The organism is Robbsia betulipollinis, from assembly GCF_026624755.1.
GTDB classification, from domain to species: domain Bacteria; phylum Pseudomonadota; class Gammaproteobacteria; order Burkholderiales; family Burkholderiaceae; genus Robbsia; species Robbsia betulipollinis.
The window spans coordinates 949690-971035 of the sequence record NZ_JAPMXC010000001.1 but is presented as its reverse complement, the minus strand read 5'-3'; the positions used below and the strand labels follow the sequence as shown (position 1 = coordinate 971035).

The following is a 21346-nucleotide window of genomic DNA, read 5'->3' as shown; positions in this document are numbered from 1 at the left end:
TCGACGTCGCGTCGCGGCAGGTCGACGCGGGCTGCGCGGTCCGAGATGCGGGACGCGGGTAGCGACGATGACGAAAGCGTGGCGCGCATCGCACGGGCATCGGCCGCACGCGAGCGTTCCGGGCGCAAGGTCGGCCAGGAAGCGATGCTCGATCCCACCCTGCCGGAAAAGCAGCGTGCGCGCCGCCGGCTGGTGGGCGCCGTCGCGCTGGTGCTGGCCGCCGTCGTGATCCTGCCGATGGTGCTGGATGCGCATCCCAAACCAGTCACTGGCGACATCGCGATTTCGATTCCCGCGCAGGACGCCCCGGCCGCGAGCGCCAAGCGCAGCAAGGTCGCGGACGGCGACGCGGATGCCGGCATCGCGAACCCGGGCGAGGCCGCCGCGCCCGACGCGGCGCCCGGCACGACCGAACTGCGTGGCAACGCCCCGGTGCCGGGCGGCGCGGAGGCGAACGCCGCGAATTCGGCGAAAACCGGCACGCCGGCAGCGAATACGGCGAATACGGCGAATACGGCGAATACGGCGAATACGGCGGTCGCCACCGGGACGGGCAGCGGTTCGGCCAGCCGGACGAACGGCGCTGCGCGCAGCGTGGGCGGAGCGGACACTGTCGCGAAGACGGGAGCCGTGCAGAGTCTGGCGTCGAAATCGTCCGCCACCGCCGCAGCGAAGCCTGCACGGCCAACGTCGGCGGGCGCGTCCGCCACCGCGGCCACGCTGCCGCCCACGCCTGCGACGCCCGGCAGCCGTTACGTCGTGCAGCTCGGCAACTTCGAGAGCGAGGCCGCGGCGCGGGACTGGGTCGGCAAGTTGAAAAACATCGGCGTGCCCGCATATGTCGAGCATACGAAACAGGCGGACGGCACGATGCGCGTGATGCTGCGCGCGGGTCCGTTTGCGGATCGCACGGTGGCGCAGGCGGCGGTGCTCAAGGTCCGACAGGCCGGCCTGTCGCAGGCAGGGCGCTAGAGCGTGTTCCTCCAGGGCCGTCGTGACCGCGCATCGACGACGCTTTCTACAAGGCGGGCCATCGGGGCCATCGGACTTATCCGTGACATCCCGGATGACCGGCCATGGCCCCGGACCCGGTGAGTGCCATGGCGAACGCGGCGGCGACGGGCGGAATGCTCACGGTGTTCGACTACGCGGTGCTGGCCGTCATCGTCCTCTCCGCCTTGCGGGGCGCGTGGCGCGGGCTGATCGCCGAAGCGTTCTCGCTGGTGGGCTGGATCGTCGCCTTCGTGCTGGGCGCACGCTACGCCGCGCGCATCGCGCCGTGGATTCCGGCGAACTGGCCCGGCGGCGCGTTGACGCAATGGCTGGTAGGATTCGCCGCGGTGACGATCGGGGTGATCCTGATCGCGGGTGTCGGCAATGCCTTGCTGGGCCGTCTGACCGAGGCGAGCGGGCTGCGCTCGGTGGACCGCTCGCTGGGGCTGCTGTTCGGCCTGGGGCGCGGTTTGCTGCTGGTGCTGCTACTGTACGTCGCGGCCGGATTCACCGAATTGCCGACGCTGCCTTTCTGGCGCGATGCCTTGCTGCGGACCTATGTCGAGCAGGGCGTGCTGAGCGCGAGGCCCTTCCTGCCGGCGCCGCTCCAGGCCTATGCACGGGTGGACGCGCGCAGCGGGCCGCCGCGCGCGTCGGACCCCGCCATGCAGGGCGATCCGATCGCGCCGCGGCCGTGAAGCGTGCAGGGCGCGCCCGAGCCGTGGACGGCGGCGCGAACGTTTTCCGGTAAGTTTCTTGCGCGGGCGCGGCTGGCGTTCCAGCCGTGCCCGCGGACGTTTTGCATTTTCTTTTAGGGATGGTTCCTGCCATGTGCGGCATCGTCGGCGTAGTCTCCAAGTCTCCCGTCAACCAGTTGATCTACGATAGCCTGCTGCTGCTCCAGCATCGCGGTCAGGATGCGGCGGGTATCGCAACGGTCGATGGCCGTAACTTTCATATGTACAAGGCGAACGGCATGGTGCGCGACGTGTTCCGCACGCGCAACATGCGCAGCCTGCCCGGCACCACGGGGATCGGCCAGGTTCGCTACCCGACGGCGGGTTCGGCGAGCAGCGAGGAGGAAGCGCAGCCGTTCTATGTGAACGCTCCTTACGGCATCATCCTCGCGCACAACGGCAATGTGACGAACACCGCGCAGTTGAAGGACGAACTGTATCGGATCGACCGCCGGCACATCAATACCAGTTCCGATACCGAGGTGCTGCTCAACGTCTTCGCGCACGAGCTGCAGTCGGCCAGCCCGGGCTACACGCTGGAACCCGATGCGCTGTTCAGCGCGGTGAGCGGCGTGCACCGGCGTGTCAAGGGTTCGTACGCCATCGTCGCGCTGGTGGCCGGTTTCGGCCTGCTCGCGTTCCGCGACCCGTTCGGCATCCGGCCCCTGTGCATCGGCCGCAACGACGGCCCGAACGGCACCGAGTGGATCATGGCGTCGGAATCGGTGGCGATCGAGGGCATCGGCTTCGAATTCGTGCGCGACGTCGCCCCGGGCGAGGCGGTCTTCATCGATCTCGCCGGCGAGTTCCATTCGCAGCAATGCGCGCTGGCGCCCAGCCTCAACCCCTGCATCTTCGAATACGTCTACCTGGCGCGGCCCGATTCCTGTCTCGACGGCGTGCCGGTCTACAACGCCCGGCTGAAGATGGGCGACTACCTCGCCAGCAAGATCCAGCGCGAGATGTCGCGGGGCGACATCGATGTCGTCATGCCGATTCCCGATTCGAGCCGTCCGGCGGCGATGCAGGTCGCCAACAGGCTCGGCGTCGAGTATCGCGAGGGCTTCTTCAAGAACCGCTACGTGGGCCGTACCTTCATCATGCCGGGCCAGGCGGTGCGCAAGAAATCGGTGCGCCAGAAGCTCAATGCGATGGGCATCGAGTTCAAGGGCAAGAACGTGCTGATCGTCGACGACTCGATCGTGCGCGGCACCACCAGTCACGAGATCGTCCAGATGGCGCGCGACGCCGGTGCGAACAAGGTCATCTTTGCCTCGGCCGCGCCGCCGGTGAAGTTCCCGAACGTCTATGGCATCGACATGCCGACGCGCGGCGAACTGGTCGCGCACGGCCGCACCGACGAGGAGGTCGCGCGCCTGATCGGGGCCGACGGACTGGTGTATCAGGACGTCGAGGACATGAAGCGCGCGGTGCGCGACATCAATCCGGCGTTGCGGGGTTTCGATGCGTCCTGCTTCGACGGCTGCTACATCACGGGCGACATCAATTCGGAATACCTGGACGTGCTCGAACGCGCGCGGCTCGCGCCCAACGCGCAGCAGGACCGCGAGGCGGCCGACGGCGGCAACGATTTCGAGCGCGTGCGTTCGCAACTGCATCTGCAACTCGCCGGAGACTGAACGCGCATGAACGACGAATCCACCCGCCGGCCCACGGATCTGCCGGCATCGGGCGACGCCGGGAGCCTGAATTTCGAGACGCTCGCGGTGCGCGCCGGCAGCCTGCGCACCGAGTTCAACGAACACGCCGAGGCGCTGTTCCTGACGTCGAGCTTTTGTTTCAAGAGTGCCGCCGAGGCCGCGCATCGCTTCGCCAACGCCGACGACGGGTTCACCTACTCGCGGGTGACGAACCCGTCGGTGGCGATGTTCCAGAGCCGTCTGGCCGCGCTCGAGGGCGGGGAAGCCTGTCTGGCGACCTCGTCCGGCATGAGCGCCATCCTGTCGGTGATGATGTCCGCCCTGCAGGCGGGGGATCACCTGGTTAGCTCGCGCAGCATCTTCGGCTCGACGATGCAGTTGCTGGCGAACATCCTCGTCAGGTTCGGCATCACCGCAACGTTCGTCGATGCGACGGATCTTTCGGCCTGGCGCGACGCGATTCGCCCGGAAACGAAACTGTTCTTCCTGGAGACGCCGTCCAATCCGCTGACGGAAGTCGCCGACATCACGGCCGTCGCGGAGATCGCGCACGCCGCCGGCCTGCTGTTCGTCGTCGACAACTGCTTCTGCTCGCCGGCCCTGCAGCGTCCGCTGGCGCTGGGCGCCGACGTCGTCGTGCATTCGGCGACGAAGTATATCGACGGGCAGGGGCGGGTGCTGGGCGGCGCGGTGGTCGGCTCGCGCGCGTTCGTGATCGATAAGGTATTTCCCTTCGTGCGCAGCGCCGGGCCGACGCTGTCGGCGTTCAACGCCTGGGTGCTGCTGCGCGGCCTGGAGACGCTGAGCCTGCGCATGGAACGGCAGTCGGCGAACGCGCTGGAGATCGCCACCTGGCTGGAAGCGCATCCGGGCGTGTCGCGGGTGTTCTATCCCGGCCTGGCGTCGCACCCGCAGCATGCCATCGCGATGCGGCAGCAAAGCGCGGGCGGGGCGGTGCTGGCGTTCGAGGTCGCGGGCGCGACGCCCGAGCTGCAGCGCGAGAACGCCTGGAGGGTCATCGATGCGACGCAGGTCTGCTCGATCACCGCGAATCTGGGCGACACGCGGACCACGATCACGCACCCGGCCAGTACCACGCATGGCCGCGTCACCCCCGAGGCACGTGCCGCCGCGGGGATCTCCGAAGGGCTGATCCGCCTGGCCGTCGGCCTGGAAAACGCCGGCGACGTGCGCGCCGATCTGGACCGCGGGCTGTCTGCCGCCGTCTAGGCGGACGCGCCGCATTGCCGCCGCCGGTGCGCCCTGCACCGCGCGGCGCGAGCGCACCGACATCTCTCCCCGTCGCCGCCGTTTCGTCGGCAGGCGGGCGCAACGAATGATTCGTCATGCTTATTTGAACGATACCGCATGGGCCCGGCGATCCCGTCAGCGGCCCCGCAGGAAGCGGCGATGCGTCAAGGGAAATGCGGTCGTATTTAAGATTAGTCTTCCTTTACAAAATCGCCAATTACCTGATTATGCTCGGGTAATTCCGAGATTCTCCGATGGCATTGGACAGCAATGTACTAATCGGTTACAATCCTGCCTCTACGAACAGTACGAAATCCAATCGCTTCAGCCCGCCAGGGTCGTTTTCTGTGCGCGGTGGAACGCCAGCATGACACGCTTCGCAGGTCGAAGCGTTGCCGCCGGACATCGGTCCGAAGGCAATTCAATCGCCGTCTTCAGGACGGTTTCCGTTTCGTCGTGAGCCGTACCGGCCTGTCCGGTGATCGGCTCGTCATCGGCGAACAGGCTCGGCAGGGCAGTCTTGTCTGTCATGCATTGTCAGCGCGACTCCGGTTCTTCCGGCATGCCTCGGCACGCCGTCGACCGGACTCGCCCACTCGGAATGGAAATGGAAAAAAACCTCTCGCACAAGGCGGGGAATCGCTACCGGCTCGGGCTGTCCGTCGCCGCCGTCGCGGTATTGTTGGCGGCGCTGCTGGCCTGGGTCGGTCCGAACACATTGCGTACCTATCACGAGGAGTTGTGGTTCGACCTCCGCGCGCATCTCTTCCTGGTGGGCTGGTCGATGCTTGCGGCCATTGCGACCGGCGTGCCGGCCGGCATCCTGCTCAGCCGGCCCCGGTTCGTGCGCCACGCGGAACGGCTCATGCAGATCTTCAACGTCGGCAACACGATTCCCTCGCTGGCGGTGCTGGTGCTCGCGCTCGCGGTGTTGGGCATCGGCAGCGGTCCCGCGATCCTGGCGCTCTGGCTGGCATCGGTGCTGCCGATCACCCGCAACACCTACGAAGGGCTGCGTCAGGTGCCGATGGCGATGCGCGAGGCGGCCACGGGCCTGGGCATGACGCGCACGCAGGCGCTGTTTCGCGTGGAGCTGCCCAATGCCCTGCCGATGCTGATGGGGGGCGTGCGTACCGCGCTCGCGGTGAACGTCGGTACCGCGCCGCTGGCGTTCCTGATCGGCGCGGACAGTCTCGGTACCCTGATCTTCCCGGGCATCTATTTGAACAACCACGCGGAATTGCTCCTGGGCGCGGTGGCGACGGCGCTGCTCGCCCTGGCTCTCGATCTGCTCGTCGTCGCCCTGACACGCGGCGCGCTCGCCGGACGCGGCGGCGCGCTTTGAAGACGGCGGCCGACGCCGTCGGCCGCGCTGCGGGATCGCGACACCGGCATGCTGCACGCTGCACGAAATGACATAGGAGTACGAATCGATGAAAAAGCATGGGTTGAAGCACTATTTTCTGTGGCTGTCCCTGATCGCGGCGCTATCGGTCGGGTTGCCGCTGCGCGCCGCGCGGGCGGCGGATGCGGCGGGCGCCGACACGCCGGTGGTGGTGGGCGGGAAGAATTTCACCGAGCAGTTGATCCTCTCGTCGATCACCGCGCAGTACCTCGATGCGCTTGGCTACCGCACGGTGTTGAAGAATGGCCTGGGCAGCACGCTGATGCGCGCCGCGCAGGTCAGCGGGCAGCTCGACGTCGTATGGGAGTACACCGGAACGTCGCTGATCCTCTACAACCACGTCAATGACCGGCTGGACGCGGCCGCCACCTATGCGCGCGTGAAAACGCTCGATGCCGCGCGTGGCCTGGTATGGCTCGATGAATCGGCGATCAACAATACCTATGCGATCGCGCTGCCGCGCGCCACCGCGGGGGACATGCGCACCCTGTCCGATCTCGCCGCCCGGATTCGCCGGGACGCGCCGAAGACGCGCCATCTGATCGCGATGGACGCCGAGTTCGCCGGCCGCTCGGACGGGCTGCGGCCGTTGTTGAAGCAGTACGGCATCGCGCTGCGCCGGCGCGACATCAAGCAGATGGACCCGGGGCTGGTCTATACCGCGCTCAAGAACGGGCAGGTGATGGCCGGCGTGGTCTACACCACCGACGGGCGCGTGCAGGGGTTCGGTCTGCAACTGCTCGAAGACGACGAGCATTATTTTCCCGCCTACCGCGCGACGCCGGTGGTGCGTCAGGCAACCCTCGACGCGCATCCGGCGCTCGCGGCGCAGCTCAACGCGCTGGCGGCGAAGCTTGACACGCCGACGATGACCGCGCTCAACGCGCGGGTCGACATCGATCAGCAATCGATCGCCCGGGTCGCGCACGACTTTCTGCGCAAGCAGCAACTGATTTCGCAATGAGGACCTACGCATGAATCTCGTCGCATTTCTTCGCGCCGACTGGCCCGAACTGCTTCACCTGACCCTGCAGCACGTCGAGCTGGTCGGCCTCGCGGTGGGCGCGGCCATCCTCGTCGGCGTGCCGGTCGGCGTGCTGATGAGCCGGCATCGCGGGCTGGCCTCGGCGATGCTGGCCGTGGGCACGGTGCTGCAGACCCTGCCGTCGATCGCGCTGTTCGGCCTGATGATCCCGCTGTTCTCGCTGATCGGCCAGGGCATCGGCACCCTGCCCGCGGTGGTCGCGGTGTTTTTGTACTCGCTGCTGCCGATCATGCGCAATACGCATCTGGCGCTCGTCGATGTCGACCCCGGCATTCGCGAGGCCGGCACCGGCATCGGCATGACCTTCGCGCAGCGCCTGCGGTATGTCGATCTGCCGCTGGCGGTGCCCGGCATCCTCAGCGGCGTGCGCACCGCGGTAGTGATGAACATCGGCGTGATGACGATCGCCGCGGTGATCGGCGCCGGCGGGCTGGGCGTGCTGATCCTGCATGCCATCAGCCAGAGCAATATGACCAAGGTCGCCGTGGGCGCGGTACTCGTGAGCGTGCTCGCGATCGTCGTCGACCTGCTGCTCGCGCGACTGCAACGGGCGCTGACGCCCAGGGGAATTCAACGATCATGATCGAACTACAAGGGCTGACCAAGACTTTCCGGCAAAAGGACGGCACCGAGGTGCATGCGGTGAACGCGGTCGACATGAAGGTGGAGGAGGGCGAGATCTGCGTCTTCCTGGGGCCGTCGGGTTGCGGCAAGACGACCACGCTGAAGATGATCAACCGCCTGATCACGCCCAGCGGCGGCCGGGTGCTGGTCAACGGCGAGGACACCGCGCAGGTCGACGAGGTGACGCTGCGCCGCCATATCGGCTACGTGATCCAGCAGATCGGCCTGTTCCCGAACATGACGATCGAGGAGAACATCACGGTCGTGCCGCGTCTGCTCGGCTGGGACAGGAAGCGCTGCCGCGAGCGGGCGCGCGAACTGATGTCGATGGTCGCGCTCGACCCGAACCGCTACCTGACGCGTTATCCGCGCGAACTTTCGGGCGGGCAGCAGCAGCGCATCGGCGTGATCCGGGCCCTGGCGGCGGACCCGCCCGTGCTGCTGATGGACGAACCGTTCGGCGCGGTCGATCCGATCAATCGCGAGTCGATCCAGAACGAGTTCTTCCAGATGCAGCGGCAGTTGAAGAAGACCGTGATCATGGTCAGCCACGACATCGACGAAGCGATCAAGCTGGCGGACAAGGTGGCGGTGTTCCGGGGCGGCCGGCTGGTGCAGTTCGACCATCCGGACACCCTGCTCGCACACCCGGCGGACGACTTCGTCAGCGCCTTTACCGGGCAGGACAGCACGCTCAAGCGCCTGCTGCTGGTGCGTGCCGGCGATGCGGCCACGCCCGCGCGCACGGTGCCCACGCACACGTCGCTCGAGCGGGCGCTGGCCCTGATGGACGACGCCGACGCGCGCTATCTGACGCTGACCGACGCCGGTGGCCGTGCGATCGGTTACCTCCGGCGGCGCGATGCCCGGGCCGCGGGCGGTGTCGCCGGAGACTGGCTCAAGGCGTTCTCGACGACCGCCGCGCCGGATGAAAATCTGCGCGTGGTGCTGTCGCGGATGTACGAGTTCAACGCTTCCTGGCTGCCGGTGATCGACGCGGACGGCGCCTATCTGGGCGAGGTGACGCAGGATTCGATCGCCGAATACCTGAGTTCCGGTCGCTCGCGCGGGCGCCTGCCGAACGCGGGCGCGATCGTCAGCCCGGCGGTGGCCGCGGCGGCCTAGGCCGGCACGCGTCGCCCTTCGACGTAGGTGGCGGCGACGGCCAGATCCGCATCGAGGATGACGATGTCGGCGAACGCGCCGGCCACCAGGTTGCCGCGTTCGCCGAGGCCGAGATACTCGGCCGGATAGCGCGACACGCGCGCCGACGCATCGGCGAGCGACAGCCCGATGGCGACCAGATTGCGCAATGCCTGGTCCATCGTCAGGGTGCTGCCGGCGAGGGTGCCGTCGGCCAGACGCACGGCACCCAGGCATTTGTTGACGGTCTGGCTGCCGAGCTTGTAGTCGCCATCGGGCATGCCGCATGCCGCGGTGCCGTCGGTGACGCAGTACAGCCGGGGAATCGCGCGCAGTGCCGCGCGGATCGCGCCGGGATGCACATGCAGGAGATCGGGGATCACCTCGGAGAACCGGGCATGGGCGAGGGCGGCGCCGACCGCCCCGGGCGCGCGGTGCAGCAGCGGCGACATCGCGTTGTAGAGGTGCGTGAAGCCCGCCGCGCCGTGCTCGAGCGCGCCGACCGCCTGCTCGTAGCTCGCGACGGTGTGCCCCAGCTGGACGCGAATACCGCGTTCGGCGAGCAGCGCGATCAGCGCGAGGTCGCCCTGGATTTCCGGGGCGAGCGTCACGACCCGCACCGGAGCGAGCGACAGGTAATGCAGGACTTCGTCGCGCACCGGTACCGCGGCCGCGTCGGGCTGCGCGCCCAGACGCGCGGGATTGATATAGGGGCCTTCCAGATGAATGCCGAGCACCCGGGCGCCGTCTCCCGGCGCTTCCCGGCAGACACGGCCCAGCTCGGCGAGCGTGACGTCGAGCACCGCGCGCGGCGCGGTCATCGTCGTCGCGAGCAGGCTGGTGGTGCCATGTTGTGCGTGCAGGCGCGCCATCGCGCGCAACGCCGCGCTGCCTTCCATGCAGTCCGCGCCGCCGCCGCCATGCACATGCAGATCGATGAAGCCCGGCACGATTCTCGGGCGGCCGGCTGCGGCAAACGGGGTCGCCGGGCTGGCCGGCGTGCCCTCGATCCGCCCGATGCGTCCCGTGCCGGTGTCGAAATGCAGTTTACCGTCGATCCAGCCGTCGGGCGTCAGGATGCAGCCGTCCAGCGCGGCATGCAGCGGATCGACGTGCGGATCGGCGGACGGGGTCGCGTGCACCGCGCGCGCCGGTGCCTGGTCCGGCATGCGTCAGACGGCGAGCAATTCGACTTCGAAGACCAGCGTCGCATTCGGCGGAATCACGCCGCCGGCACCGCGCGCGCCATAGCCGAGTTGCGCGGGAATCGTCAGGCGCCGTACGCCGCCGACCTTCATTCCCTGCACGCCTTCGTCCCAGCCGCGGATCACCATGCCGGAGCCGAGCGAAAACTTGAATGGCGCGTTGCGGTCCTTGCTGGAGTCGAATTTCTGTCCATCGGTGAGCCAGCCGGTGTAGTGAACGGTGACGTTGTCGCCGGATTTCGCCTCGGCGCCTTCACCGACGGTCAGATCGTCGTACTGCAGGCCGGATTCGGTCGTGACGGACATGCGCTTCTCCTGTGAATAAACGCTCATCTTACCTGATCGCCCCGCGACGAACCGCGCATGCCGAGGCACGGATTGACCGAAAACCCGACAAATGGCGGCCGTGTCGGAACAAACGGCGGTTGTATCGGAAGTGCGGCCACGAGTTTCCCTGTGCCGCATATAATGGCCGAGACTGCTCAGAGGAGATTCCACCTTGTCGAAGACGACCCCCGAACCCAGCGCCCTTGATCGACACGACGAGGGAACGCCAGGCATCGGCGCCACCAGTAGCGATATCCAGCAGGACTACGACATCGAGCACGCCGCGCGCGTGTCCGCCGAAGCCGCCGTGTTCATGCGCGATCGCGTACTCTCGATCGTCTCCCATGATCTGCGTGGTCCGCTCAATGCGATTCACAGTTGGGCGCATGTACTCGAACGCAAGCTGGCGAGCGAAGACCCCGGCATCGCGCGCGCAATCGCCGGGATCCGTACCGGTGTCGAGCAGCAGGTGAAATTGATCGAGGACGTGATCGACCGGACGCGTTCGGCCACGCGCAATCTGGTGCTGCATCAGGTGAGCGCGCCGATGCAGCCCCTGATCGAGGCGGAAGTGGCCAACATTCGCGCCACGGTCGCCCGCGCCCGGAACGTCGCCATCGCGCCGCAGTTGGCGCTCGACGGCGTGAGCGCGAATCTCGACACCGCGCGCTTCGGGCAGGCGATCTGGGCATTGCTCGCGTACGCGGTCGAAACCGTGGCGGCGGGCGGGACGGTCGAGTTGCTGGGCAAGATCGCGGGAGGACGTGTCGAGATCGCCGCGGTATTCGCGCCGGCGCCTGCGGACGCGACGCCGGGTGCCGCGCCGAAGACGGGCGGCATCTTCACCGAGACGCCCATCGATCTCGACAACGGCGCCTTGCCGCTGGCGCTGCCCACGCGCGTCGTCGTGGCGCACGACGGGGAGCTGTCCGACGAGGAGCTCGTGGACGGACGCCGCCGTATCGCCCTGCATTTCACAGGGCGACAGACGGGCTAGCCGGCCACGGCGAGGGAAGGGCCGGGAGGGCCGGGGTGACGACCGGCTGCGTTTCCCCGGACGTTCCCGGCCCTGCCTGCTTCAGGCTTCCACGGTCGACAACAGCGCGACGGGCAGTGCGGCCAACACTGCGCCGATCTCCAGCGTCGCCTGATTTCCGGCTGCGCGCTGCAAGCGATGCTGTACCTGTCCGAGGTGATCGAACAGCGCCGTTGCCTGCAACGCGGCCGGCAGCACCAGCCGGGTATCGCCCCAGGCCGCGGCGTCGACGCGCGGCAGCGTGGCCGCCACGCTGGCGCCGTCTCCGAGTGCATCGATCTGCTTGTCCGTTCCCAGCAGCCGCGCCGCCAGCCGCGTGACCACCGTGATCGCCCAGTGCGGGCCATGACGCCGTGCGAACGCCAGCACCGACCCCGCATGCGTGCCGGTCACTTCCAGCGGCAGGTAGTCGCCTTCCAGGAACAGCGCCGGCACGCGCTGGCGCAGCAGCAGCGCGCGATGAATCACGGTCTGCTTGATCTGTCCGTCCTGCCAGTGCGTGAGCATCTGCGCCGCCGGCAGGGCGGTTGCCTGTTCCAGCAAGCGGGCGCGCAGCGGGTAGTCGACCGGCCGCCGGTTGTCCGGGTCGACCAGCGTCATGTCCCACAATTCGGTGCCCTGGTACAGGTCCGGAATGCCCGGCGAGGTCAGCCGCAGCAAGGTTTGCTGCAGGCTGTTGATCACGCCCAGGGGCGCGAGCGCGCGGACGAAGTCGGACAACGCCTGCAGAAACCCGGCGCGCGCCTGCGGCGCCAGGATCGCGTTCAGAAAGGACCGACATGCCTTTTCGTACGGCTCGTTCGGCGCGAACCAGTCGGTGTCGAGCTTGGCTTCGCGCAAGGCTTTTTCCTGCCACGCCGCCACGCGCTCGGCAAGCGCCGCGATGGCCTCGGCGTCGTCCGCCGACAGGTCCGCCGGCCAGCACCCGAGCAGCGTCTGATACAGCATCGATTCGAAGCCCGGGCCCGGGCCGCCGTCGGCCGCCGGCGCATTCATCGCGGACCAGCGGTGCAGCGTCGCGGCCCATTGCGCGGGCAGCTCCGACAGCGCGGCGATTCGCGCGCGGACGTCTTCGCCGCGCTTGTGGTCGTGCGTCGCGGTCGTAAGCATCGCATGCGGGAAATGGGCCGCCCGGTCCGCATTGATCGCGTGAAACGCCGGCACTGACAAGGCGAAATCGTCCGGGTCGGCGCCTACCTCGTTGCGTGAGATCAGACGGCCGTAGCGGTAACAGGCGGTGTCCTCGACCGATTTCGCCGCCACCGGCGAGGTGAGTTGCGAGAACAACGTCAGTGCGATGCGGCGTTGCGCGATGCGTGGGTCGCGCGGGGTCTTGTCCGGTGCGCTTTCCAACCCGTCTTCGCCCGCGGCGTCGTCGTCCGGCGTTACCGCGTTGCCGGCACCCGGCTTGCCGGGTTTGGCGCCGTGCTTCGCGGGAGCGCCCAGCCATTCGTCGATCTGATCGAGCAAGGCATGATCCGCCGGCCGCAGGGCGGCCCGGGCGCCGTCGCGCGCGACCGAGAAGTACTTCTCGTCTTCCACGCTGCGGGTGAGTTCGACCGGATAGATCCGGTAGACGGGGTAATGCACGGCGAGTTCGGTCAGTACCCGGCGGATCGCGGTGAACGAGTAGTCGCGTGTGGACGGGTTGTCGCGTGCGATGCGGTGCAGGGCGCGCGCGGTGCGGTCGAGTTCGGCCGAGAGGTTTTCGGCCAGCACCTTGCGGCGCGCCGGCAGCGCTTCGTCGCTGAATCTCGGCGAGCGGCCGGAGACTTCCGCCCACGTTTGCGCGAGCGGCGCCGCGCCGTTCGCGTCATGCAGCAGCGCGCCGACGTCGTTCATGAAGTCGTAGCCCGTGGTGCCGTCGATCTGCCAATCCGTGCGCATCGCTTCGCCGCGGGCGAGGATTTTTTCCACGACCAGATAGGGCGGCATCGCGCGTAACGCCGCGGGGCGCTGCGCGTGCGCCGCTACCAGGCGTGCGGCCAGACGCTGACAATATTCGCGCGGCTCCGCCAGGCCGTCGACGTGATCGATGCGTACGCCGTCGATCAGACCCTCGGCGTAGAGCCGCAGCACCAGCGCGTGGCTGGCGTCGAAAACCTCCGCGCGTTCGACGCGCATTCCGGCGAGCGCGCTGATGTCGAAGAAGCGCCGCCAGTTGACCTCGTCGGCGGCCGCGCGCCAGGAGGACAGACGGTAATGCTGGTGATCGAGCAGGCGCTGCAGGGCCTCGCGCCCGGTCGGGGTGCCGGCGGCGAACGCTTCGAGCGCCGCGTCGACGGCCTTTCGACCGCTGTCGCTCGCGGCGAAATCGCGCAGCGCGTGCCGGCTCTGCTCGGCCTGCGCCTGGTCTTCGGGCGCGTTGCCGAGCCGTTCGAACTGCTCGCTCAGACGCCGCAGTTCGGGCGCCGCGGCGGATTCCAGGATGCGCGGGTAGTCGGTGGGACAGATGGGGAAACGATGCGAGTAGTAGTCGGCGTAGAAACGTCCGTCGGCGGCATCGAAATGCAGCACGATCTTCTCGCCCGCCAGCGCGTCGCCGAACGATTCGCCCAGAAAGGGCGCGAGCACCTTGCCGCGTAGCGCGGGGTCCGGCGAATGCCAGTCGATATCGAAGTAGCGCGCGTGCGCGGCATGTCGTCCCCATTCGAGGATGTCGCGCCACCACGCATTGTCGGCGCCGCCCACGCCCATGTGGTTGGGCACGATGTCGATGATCAGGCCCATGCCTTTCGTGCGCAGTGCCGCGACAAGCTGGCGCAGTCCGTCCTCGCCGCCCAGCGCCGCGTTCACGCGCGTGTAGTCGACCGTGTCGTAGCCATGGGTCGACCCCGGCTGCGAGGTGGTGATCGGCGAGGCGTACAGGTGGCTTACACCCAGCGCGGCGAAGTAGTCGATCGACTGCAACGCGTCGGCGAAGGTGTAATCCTTGTGGAACTGCAGGCGCAGGGTCGACTGGAGCGTCGAAGGCGGGGTCGGGTTCGGAGTCGGGATCGGGGAAGTCATGAACGGTGCGAGTGACGAGTCGAGTCGATGAGTCGGAGGCGCCCGTGCACCGGATCCGCATGCGGATCGGCGCCAAGCAGCCGGTTCAGGGAGAAAGGCAGGCGACGGCGCCAGTTGGGATGCTCGTCGGTCGAGCCAGGCAGGTTGGGCTGGTCCGCGAGCCCCAGCAGATCTTCCAGCGGGAACAGTGCGAGCGGCGCCGCGGTGGCCGCGACGAAACGCAGGATCGCATCCACCGGCGGGTGTTCGGGCTCGGGCGTACCGGCGGGGACGATCCCCGCGTCGCGCAAGGCGCGCCACAGCAGCGCACGGTCGCTCAGGCGCTCGGTCTGCTCGCGCTGCACGCCTTCCTGGCCGCCGCTGGACTGACCGATGCGCTCCCGCCAGACGATGTCGTGTCCCGCCCACCAGCCGGCGATGGTCGGCAGGTCGTGCGTGGTGGTCATGGCGATCGCGTCGGTGGACCAGGAATCCGGTGCGACGAACGGGTCGCGGACTTCGGAAACACGGTTCGCGAGGGACGCATCGTCGCCCGCGTCCGGTGCGTCGGGGGTGTCGGCGTCCAGGCTTTCAAGTTCCGCCTCCGGCTCGTCCGCCTCTGCCTGCGGCGCGTCCGCTTCCGGCGCCTCGGGCTCGTGCGCGTCGGCCTCGCCGGCCTCGTCGTTTTCGTCGTTTTCGTCGTTTTCGTCGGAGAGGCTGACGATGCCGGCGATATCGGTGACGGCCCCGAGGCCGGCCAGATCGCTCAGATCGGTGATGTCGGCGATGTCGGACGGGCCACCGATACGGGCACCCAGGACCGCATCATCCGTTCCCGGGACCTCGGGACTGGTACGTTCGAACCAGAGCACGCGCATGCCCAGCAGGCCGGCGCCCGCGAGCTGCTCGCGCAGCCCGTCCGGCACGGTGCCGAGGTCCTCGCCGATGACCACGGCATGGTAGCGCCAGGACTCCAGCGCCAGCAGCCGCAGCAGATCCTCGATCGGATACAGCAGGTAGGCGCCGTTGCGCGCGGATTCGCCTTCCGGAACCAGCCAGAGGCGTCGCAGGCCGAGGATGTGATCGACGCGGATCCCGCCCGCGTGGGCGAACGCATGACGCACCATATCGATGAAGGCGGCGAAACCGCCATTCACCAGCGCCCGGGGCGAGAAGGTGGTCAGGCCCCAGGCCTGGCCGGCCTGATTGAAAAGATCGGGCGGGGCGCCGACGGACAATCCCTGCAGCATCGATGCCGGATCGCTCCAGGTCTGGCTGCCGGAGGCATCGCATCCCACGGCCAGATCGGCGATCAGGCCGATCGGCATGCCCGCCTCGCGCGCGGCGCGCTGCGCATCCGCCAGGCCGGCGTCGGCCAGCCATTGCAGGAACAGGTGGAAGTCGATCTCGTCCCGGTGGGCGGTCGCGAAAGCGCTTACGTCCGGGCTGCCGACATCGCGCAGCGTGGCGGGCCAGCGGCGCCAGTCACGGGGATTCGGAGCATCTTCCGACGGCGACTCGGCACCCGTCCCGTTGGGCTCTTTCGCCTCGGCCGCCTGTGCGATCAGGTGCGCGTGCAGGGCCTCGAAGCGCGCGTGGTTTTCGAGCGCGTCGCCGCCGGCCTCGCAAAAACGCTTGAAGTCGTCGAGCATGGCGTCCTTGCCGGCACGCGCCTGATCGAACAGGACACGCAGGATGGCGAGGCGGGCCCGTGCAACGCCGGGCCAATCGATCAGCGGCGCGTTTTCCAGCTCGCTCAACGTCGGCGACAGGTCCAGCGAGGCGATGGCGGCGCGTGCGGCCTCCTGGCCGAACCGGGCCGCCGGGTCGATATGCAGCACGTTGACGAACAGGCGGCTCGACGGCGAGTACGGGCTGAACTTGCCGGGGTCGGCGGAAAACATCGCATGCATCGGGCTGATCGCCACCGCGCCGGCGCCCGCCTGCGCACCCTGGCGGGCGAGCATCTGCAAGGCGGTGAAGTCGCCCACGCCGGCGTCGCCCTCGCGGCGCAAACCGTAGACCTGGGCGCTGATGCCCCACACGCGCGGCGTGAACTGCACATGCGGCGTATGCGCGGGCAGCGCGCCCACGGCGCCGGCGGCCTCGGTCGCATCGGCTCCCGAGGCGGCAGGCGCATGGGCCAACGCATCGGCAACGCTGAAACAACGCGGCGGCGCGACGGCCAGGCGTACCTCGCGGTCGGCCAGTTTCAGGGTGTGATAGCCGGCGCGGTCGATCGGCGCGATCCGGACCGTGGCGGCGGTGGCGGCGGTGGCCGCATCGGCGGATGACGCCGCGGCGGTGCCGGGCAGGGCGGCGACGGTACCTTCGATACGCTCGCCATTCTCCAGCTCGACGCTATAGGGCGCGTGGGCCGGCACCAGGCCGGCGGGCAGCACGATATCTTCGCCGACCACCGCGGTCAGCAGGGGCGGCAGTCGCCGCGCGGGCGATTCGGCGTCCAGCGTGGCAAGGCTCTCGCGCAGCGTCGCCTCGCTGCGGCAGGGCAGTCCGAGCCGTTCGAGCAGCGTCGCCAGCATCGCGTCGGGAACGCGTTGCGCCGCGCCATGCGCGTCTTCCCAGTCGATCTGAAAGCCAGCGCGCTCGGCGAGCGTGGCGATGCCCGGCGGCAGGGCCGGTGCGTGATCGGGTTCGTGGTCCGGCGTGCGATCGTTCATTGTGGCGGCTCCGTGGTTCGTGCGGCATCGCCGGCCAGCTTCTCCAGCGTGACCACGCAGCTGTGCGCCGCCACGCGTCCCGCGGCAAGCGCCGCCCCGGCCTGTGCCGGGACTTGATAGATGGGCGTGGCCAACACCGCGGGCGCCGCTACGTCATCGGCCGACAGGTTGACGGCGATCGTGAGAATCGCGCCGGTGCCAAGCCGCCAGCGCGCGATGATGGCGCCGGCGCGGGGATCGGCGTCCGACGCCGCGAACACTTCGGCGCCAAGCGGCTGCGCGCCGCCATGCAGACCGGGAATCACGTGCTGGTGCCGGACCGCGAGCGCGTCGCGGTAGAACGCGAGCCAGGCCTGCGCATCGTCGTCGGTAGGCGTGCCCGTGGCCTGCGCGACGGCGTCGGCCGGCACGAAGCGCGGGCGCGAGCGCTCGAAGGTGCTCTCGGCGTTCGGGTCCGGAATTTCCTCCCGACGCGCTTCGTCGTTGAAGGCGGCGAACTTCGCGAATTCCTTGCGGCGTCCCTCGCGGACCGCATCCGCGAGCTCGCCGGAATATCCGGTGAAGAAGAAGAACGGTTCGCGCGCGCCGTTTTCCTCGCCCATGAACAGCATCGGAATTTGCGGCGAAAGCAGCATCAACGCGGTAGCCGCGCGCAGGGCATCGTCGTTGGTCAGGAGTCGCAAGCGTTCGCCGAAGGCGCGGTTGCCTACCTGATCGTGATTCTGCAGGAAGAAAACGAAGGCCGTCGGCGGCAGGGAAGCGCTCGGCTCGCCCCGGGTTTCGCCATCGTGAATCGGGGAAGCCTGACCCTGGTAGACGAATCCCTCGCCGAGCACGCGCGCGAGCTTGTGCAGCGGCTGCTCGGCGAATGCCTCGTAATAGCTTTCGGTCTCGCCGGTCAGCAGCACGTGCATCGTGTTGTGCGCGTCGTCGCTCCATTGCGCCTGGAAATGCTGAACCAGCAGGCTCGACGTGTTGCGCTCGTTTTCCAGTACGAGGTGCACATGACGGCCGTCTTCGACGCTGGACTGCACGCGCTCGGACAGCTCGCGCAGCCAGCCGTCGTTGTCGATCGCATGAACGGCGTCCAGGCGCAGGCCGTCGAAGCGGTATTCCATCAACCAGTACAGCGCGTTTTCGAAGAAGAAGTCGCGCACCTCGGGCCGGTCGAAGTCGATCGCGGGTCCCCACGGCGTGTGGGTACCGGCCTTGAAGAACGGTTCCGCGTATGCGTGCAGGTAGTTGCCGTCCGGGCCGAAGTGGTTGTAGACCACGTCCAGGAACACCATCATGCCCAGACCGTGCGCGGTATCGATCAGCGCTTTCAGCTCGTCGGGCGAGCCATAGGTCGCGTCGGGCGCGAAGGGCAGGACGCCGTCGTAGCCCCAGTTGCGCGCGCCCGGGAAATCGTTCAGCGGCATCAGTTCGACCGCGGTGACGCCTAGCGCCCGCAGCGCGGGCAGTTTTTCCATGACGCCGCGGTAACCGCCGCAGGCGCCCGCGTGCAGTTCGTACAGGACCGTTTCTTCCCACGGCAGACCGTGCCATTCGGGATGCTGCCAGTGGTAGCTGGTGGGGTCCACCACCACGCTCGGGCCATGCACGTCGTCGGGCTGAAAGCGCGACGCCGGGTCCGGCACGACGAGCGATTCGTCGAAGCGGTACTGGTAGCGCGCGCCGGGCTGGCAATCGGTTTCGATTTCGAACCAGCCGCCGGCGCCGGCGGTCATCGCGCGCGCGGGCTGGCCGTCGATTTCCAGCGCGACCGTGTCGCGGCTGGGTGCCCACAGGCGAAAGCGCGCGCGCTCCGCGCCGATCATCTGGGCGCCGAATGGCAGCGTGCGGGTGAAATGGTGACGGTTTGCGTCGATAGTATGTTCGGACATCCTCTTACTCCCTCGTTGGCGCCTGGTGTCCTGCGGGGCCCTCGCCACCGCACTACGCACGTGGCGCCCTGATGTTTGCGAATCCAGGTTTGCACATTCCGTGCCCGCTCCCATTGCCGCGCGACGTGACCCCGGCTATGACGTGCCTTTCACGGGTTCGTGACGCCCGGCATGGTCTGCGCGGCAGGGCGTACGGCACGCGCGGCCAGGATGGTCAATGCGTGCGCATGCATGAAGCAGGTATTGTCCACGGGCGGCGCCCAGGCCGGCGAGTCGGCCCGGGAACGGGGGGGTTCGGCGGTGTCGAGCACGATTCGCCAGTCGTAGGCCGGCGGCGGCAGCGTGAAAACCCCATCGGCGTCGCTTGCGTTGAACAGCAGCAGCAGGACGTCGAGCCGCCCGCTGGCCGATGCCCCGACGCGCCGACAGATGAGGGTGCGCCCCGTGGCGTCGTTCCATGCGTCGATCGTCATCGTTTGCCCCTGGTCGTCGAACCAGGCGACGTCGTGCAGGCCGGGCGCCAGCGCGTGCGTGCCGGTGAGGAAGTGCGGGTCGCGCAGTACGGGATAGGCGCGGCGCAACGCGGCCAGTTCGGCGACGAAGGTGGTGAGGGCGCGCTGTTCGGCACCGGCGGCCGCCTGCCAGTCGACCCAGGACAGGCTGTTGTCCTGGCAGTACGCATTGTTGTTGCCGTGCTGGCTGCGGCCGAATTCGTCGCCGGCGGCGAGCATTGGGGTGCCAAGCGAGACGAAAGGCATCGCGAGGATCGCGCGCAGCACCCGCGAGCGGCGCTGCACGATGGCCGGATCGTCGCTCGGACCCTCGACGCCCCAGTTCGCGCTGCAGTTTTCGTTGTGGCCGTCGCGGTTGTCCTCGCCGTTCGCGGCGTTGTGCTTGTGACAGTAGGTCACCAGATCGGTCGCGGTGAACCCGTCGTGCGAGGCGATATAGTTGATCGAGGCCCATGGCCGCCGGTGCCGGCGCTGGAAGAGGTCGGCCGAGCCCGTCAGGCGCGCGGCGAACTCGGGACGCTGGCCTGGGTCGCCGCGCCACAGGCGCCGCGCACCGTCGCGAAAGCGATCGTTCCATTCGCCGAAGCCTGGCGGATGGCAGCCCAGCTGATAGCCGCCGGGACCCAGGTCCCAGGGCTCCGAAATCAGTTTCAGGCGCGACAGTACGGGATCCTGCTGAATCGCGTCGAAGAAACCCGAGCCCGGATCGAAGCCCGTGCCTTCGCGACCCAGCGTGACGCCGAGGTCGAAACGAAAGCCGTCGATGCGAAACGCCTCGGCCCAGTAGCGCAGCGAATCCATCACCATCTGCAGCACGCGCGGGTGCGAGATGTTGACCGTGTTGCCGCAGCCGGTATCGTCGATATGGCGGCGCTCGTCGCCCGGCACGAGCCGGTAGTAACTGGCATTGTCCAACCCGCGCCACGAGAGCGTCGGCCCGAGCCCACTGCCCTCGCAGGTGTGGTTGTAGACGACGTCGAGGATGACTTCGATCCCGGCGGCGTGGAGCTTGCGGATCGCGACGCGCATCTCGTTGAGAGGCGGCAGGGTCGACAGCGAGGCGTTCGTCGCGGGGACCGAGCCCTGCGCGAGGTAGGAGGGCTCCGGGGCAAAGAACGACAGCGTGCTGTAGCCCCAGTAATTGCGCAGGCGTTTCTCGACCAGAAAGCGGTCCTGCAAAAAGGCGTGCACGGGCATCAGTTCGAGCGCGGTGACGCCGATCGCCAGCAGGTGATCGATGAAGGCGGGATGGGCCAGCGCGGCGAAGGTGCCGCGCTGGGGCGGCAGGACTTCCGCGCGGCTGGCGGAAATGCCGCGCAGATGGGCCTCGTAGATGACGGTATCGGACCACGGCCGCGCGGGGCGGCGGTCCTCGTTCCAGTCGAAATGGTCATTCACCACGACGCATTTCGGCATGCCCGCGGCGCTGTCGCGCCGGTCGAACGAAAGATCCTCGCGGTTGGAATTCAGCCGATAGCCGAACAGCGCGTCGGACCAGCGCAGGGCGCCCTGCAACTGTTTCGCGTAGGGGTCCAGCAGCAGCTTGTTCGGGTTGAAACGGTGCCCGTGATGCGGCTGGTAGGGGCCATGCGCCCGATAGCCGTAGAGCAGGCCGGGATGGACGTCGGGGAGATAGCCATGCCAGACCTCGTTGGTGCATTCGGGCAGCCGCAGGCGCGCGATCTCGCGTTTGCCGGACGGGTCGAAGATGCACAGATCGATCGCCGTGGCGTTCGCGGAGAAGACCGCGAAGTTGGTGCCGAGGCCGTCCCAGGTAGCGCCCAGTGGATAGGGCTGGCCGGAAAACAAACGGTCCGGAATCATCGAACACTCCTTGGCGGATACCGGCCGC

At 68.2% G+C, this 21346-nt stretch carries 16 protein-coding genes; 9 read left to right on the top strand and 7 right to left on the bottom strand.

Annotated elements, in window-relative coordinates; genetic code table 11:
• Window positions 1–45: 45 nt before the first annotated feature.
• The 4 genes from OVY01_RS04175 (at window position 46) to OVY01_RS04160 (ending at window position 4621) form a co-directional block, all read left to right on the top strand.
• Window positions 46–972 (top strand): SPOR domain-containing protein, encoded by a 927-nt coding sequence (locus OVY01_RS04175; protein ID WP_267845857.1) that lies wholly within the window; start codon window positions 46–48, stop codon window positions 970–972.
• Window positions 973–1127: 155 nt separating this feature from the next.
• Window positions 1128–1691, top strand: a complete 564-nt coding sequence (locus OVY01_RS04170; protein WP_267847664.1) for a CvpA family protein — start codon at window positions 1128–1130, stop codon at window positions 1689–1691.
• Window positions 1692–1822: 131 nt separating this feature from the next.
• Window positions 1823–3370, top strand: a complete 1548-nt coding sequence (gene purF / locus OVY01_RS04165) for an amidophosphoribosyltransferase (RefSeq protein ID WP_267845856.1) — start codon at window positions 1823–1825, stop codon at window positions 3368–3370.
• A gap of 6 nt (window positions 3371–3376) precedes the next feature.
• Complete coding sequence (locus tag OVY01_RS04160) at window positions 3377–4621, top strand: O-succinylhomoserine sulfhydrylase (protein ID WP_267845855.1); 1245 nt, start codon at window positions 3377–3379, stop codon at window positions 4619–4621.
• A gap of 345 nt (window positions 4622–4966) precedes the next feature.
• Here the strand turns inward: OVY01_RS04160 and OVY01_RS04155 are convergent, their stop codons facing one another.
• Window positions 4967–5173 (bottom strand): hypothetical protein, encoded by a 207-nt coding sequence (locus OVY01_RS04155; RefSeq protein WP_267845854.1) that lies wholly within the window; start codon window positions 5171–5173, stop codon window positions 4967–4969.
• 76 nt (window positions 5174–5249) lie between these two features.
• Here OVY01_RS04155 and OVY01_RS04150 point away from each other — a divergent pair, with 76 nt between their 5' ends.
• From OVY01_RS04150 to OVY01_RS04135, 4 genes are all read left to right on the top strand, one after another.
• Window positions 5250–5987, top strand: coding sequence for an ABC transporter permease (locus OVY01_RS04150; protein ID WP_267845853.1), 738 nt, complete (start codon window positions 5250–5252; stop codon window positions 5985–5987).
• Between the two features lie 88 nt (window positions 5988–6075).
• Entirely contained in the window at window positions 6076–7011 is a 936-nt protein-coding gene (locus tag OVY01_RS04145; protein WP_267845852.1) for a glycine betaine ABC transporter substrate-binding protein, read from the top strand.
• 10 nt (window positions 7012–7021) lie between these two features.
• On the top strand, window positions 7022–7675 hold the full coding sequence (locus OVY01_RS04140; RefSeq protein WP_267845851.1) for an ABC transporter permease: 654 nt from the start codon (window positions 7022–7024) through the stop codon (window positions 7673–7675).
• Window positions 7672–8841 (top strand): ABC transporter ATP-binding protein, encoded by a 1170-nt coding sequence (locus tag OVY01_RS04135; RefSeq protein ID WP_267845850.1) that lies wholly within the window; start codon window positions 7672–7674, stop codon window positions 8839–8841. Before OVY01_RS04140 ends, OVY01_RS04135 begins: the two co-directional genes overlap by 4 nt.
• On the opposite strand, the gene nagA is transcribed toward OVY01_RS04135, so the two are convergent.
• Together nagA and OVY01_RS04125 are read right to left on the bottom strand one after the other, a co-directional pair.
• Entirely contained in the window at window positions 8838–9950 is a 1113-nt protein-coding gene (gene nagA, locus OVY01_RS04130) for an N-acetylglucosamine-6-phosphate deacetylase (protein WP_267847663.1), read from the bottom strand. The genes OVY01_RS04135 and nagA overlap by 4 nt on opposite strands.
• An 81-nt stretch (window positions 9951–10031) precedes the next feature.
• Window positions 10032–10370 (bottom strand): FKBP-type peptidyl-prolyl cis-trans isomerase, encoded by a 339-nt coding sequence (locus tag OVY01_RS04125; RefSeq protein WP_267845849.1) that lies wholly within the window; start codon window positions 10368–10370, stop codon window positions 10032–10034.
• Between the two features lie 193 nt (window positions 10371–10563).
• Between OVY01_RS04125 and OVY01_RS04120 the strand changes: the two genes are divergently transcribed.
• Entirely contained in the window at window positions 10564–11388 is an 825-nt protein-coding gene (locus tag OVY01_RS04120; RefSeq protein ID WP_267845848.1) for a sensor histidine kinase, read from the top strand.
• An 81-nt stretch (window positions 11389–11469) separates the two neighbouring features.
• Here OVY01_RS04120 and treY read toward each other — a convergent pair whose 3' ends face one another.
• The 4 genes from treY to glgX form a co-directional block, all read right to left on the bottom strand.
• Window positions 11470–14436, bottom strand: coding sequence for a malto-oligosyltrehalose synthase (gene treY / locus OVY01_RS04115; protein WP_267845847.1), 2967 nt, complete (start codon window positions 14434–14436; stop codon window positions 11470–11472).
• The gene (malQ, locus tag OVY01_RS04110) at window positions 14433–17096 is read right to left on the bottom strand and encodes a 4-alpha-glucanotransferase (RefSeq protein ID WP_267845846.1); all 2664 of its coding nucleotides are present in this window, start codon (window positions 17094–17096) and stop codon (window positions 14433–14435) included. Before malQ ends, treY begins: the two co-directional genes overlap by 4 nt.
• On the bottom strand, window positions 17093–18982 hold the full coding sequence (gene treZ / locus OVY01_RS04105; RefSeq protein ID WP_267845845.1) for a malto-oligosyltrehalose trehalohydrolase: 1890 nt from the start codon (window positions 18980–18982) through the stop codon (window positions 17093–17095). The genes malQ and treZ overlap by 4 nt, the downstream gene beginning before the upstream one ends.
• Window positions 18983–19131: 149 nt before the next feature.
• Window positions 19132–21318 (bottom strand): glycogen debranching protein GlgX, encoded by a 2187-nt coding sequence (glgX, locus tag OVY01_RS04100; RefSeq protein WP_267845844.1) that lies wholly within the window; start codon window positions 21316–21318, stop codon window positions 19132–19134.
• Between the last annotated feature and the right edge of the window lie 28 nt (window positions 21319–21346).

Coding starts and splice junctions, on each gene's coding strand:
- OVY01_RS04135 (WP_267845850.1), top strand. CDS start 7,672: ATGATCGAACTACAAGGGCTGACCAAGACTTTCCGGCAAAAGGACGGC.
- treZ (WP_267845845.1), bottom strand. CDS start 18,982: ATGTCCGAACATACTATCGACGCAAACCGTCACCATTTCACCCGCACG.
- OVY01_RS04145 (WP_267845852.1), top strand. CDS start 6,076: ATGAAAAAGCATGGGTTGAAGCACTATTTTCTGTGGCTGTCCCTGATC.
- OVY01_RS04125 (WP_267845849.1), bottom strand. CDS start 10,370: ATGTCCGTCACGACCGAATCCGGCCTGCAGTACGACGATCTGACCGTC.
- glgX (WP_267845844.1), bottom strand. CDS start 21,318: ATGATTCCGGACCGTTTGTTTTCCGGCCAGCCCTATCCACTGGGCGCT.
- purF (WP_267845856.1), top strand. CDS start 1,823: ATGTGCGGCATCGTCGGCGTAGTCTCCAAGTCTCCCGTCAACCAGTTG.
- OVY01_RS04140 (WP_267845851.1), top strand. CDS start 7,022: ATGAATCTCGTCGCATTTCTTCGCGCCGACTGGCCCGAACTGCTTCAC.
- treY (WP_267845847.1), bottom strand. CDS start 14,436: ATGACTTCCCCGATCCCGACTCCGAACCCGACCCCGCCTTCGACGCTC.
- OVY01_RS04150 (WP_267845853.1), top strand. CDS start 5,250: ATGGAAAAAAACCTCTCGCACAAGGCGGGGAATCGCTACCGGCTCGGG.
- malQ (WP_267845846.1), bottom strand. CDS start 17,096: ATGAACGATCGCACGCCGGACCACGAACCCGATCACGCACCGGCCCTG.
- OVY01_RS04170 (WP_267847664.1), top strand. CDS start 1,128: ATGCTCACGGTGTTCGACTACGCGGTGCTGGCCGTCATCGTCCTCTCC.
- OVY01_RS04175 (WP_267845857.1), top strand. CDS start 46: ATGCGGGACGCGGGTAGCGACGATGACGAAAGCGTGGCGCGCATCGCA.
- OVY01_RS04155 (WP_267845854.1), bottom strand. CDS start 5,173: ATGACAGACAAGACTGCCCTGCCGAGCCTGTTCGCCGATGACGAGCCG.
- OVY01_RS04160 (WP_267845855.1), top strand. CDS start 3,377: ATGAACGACGAATCCACCCGCCGGCCCACGGATCTGCCGGCATCGGGC.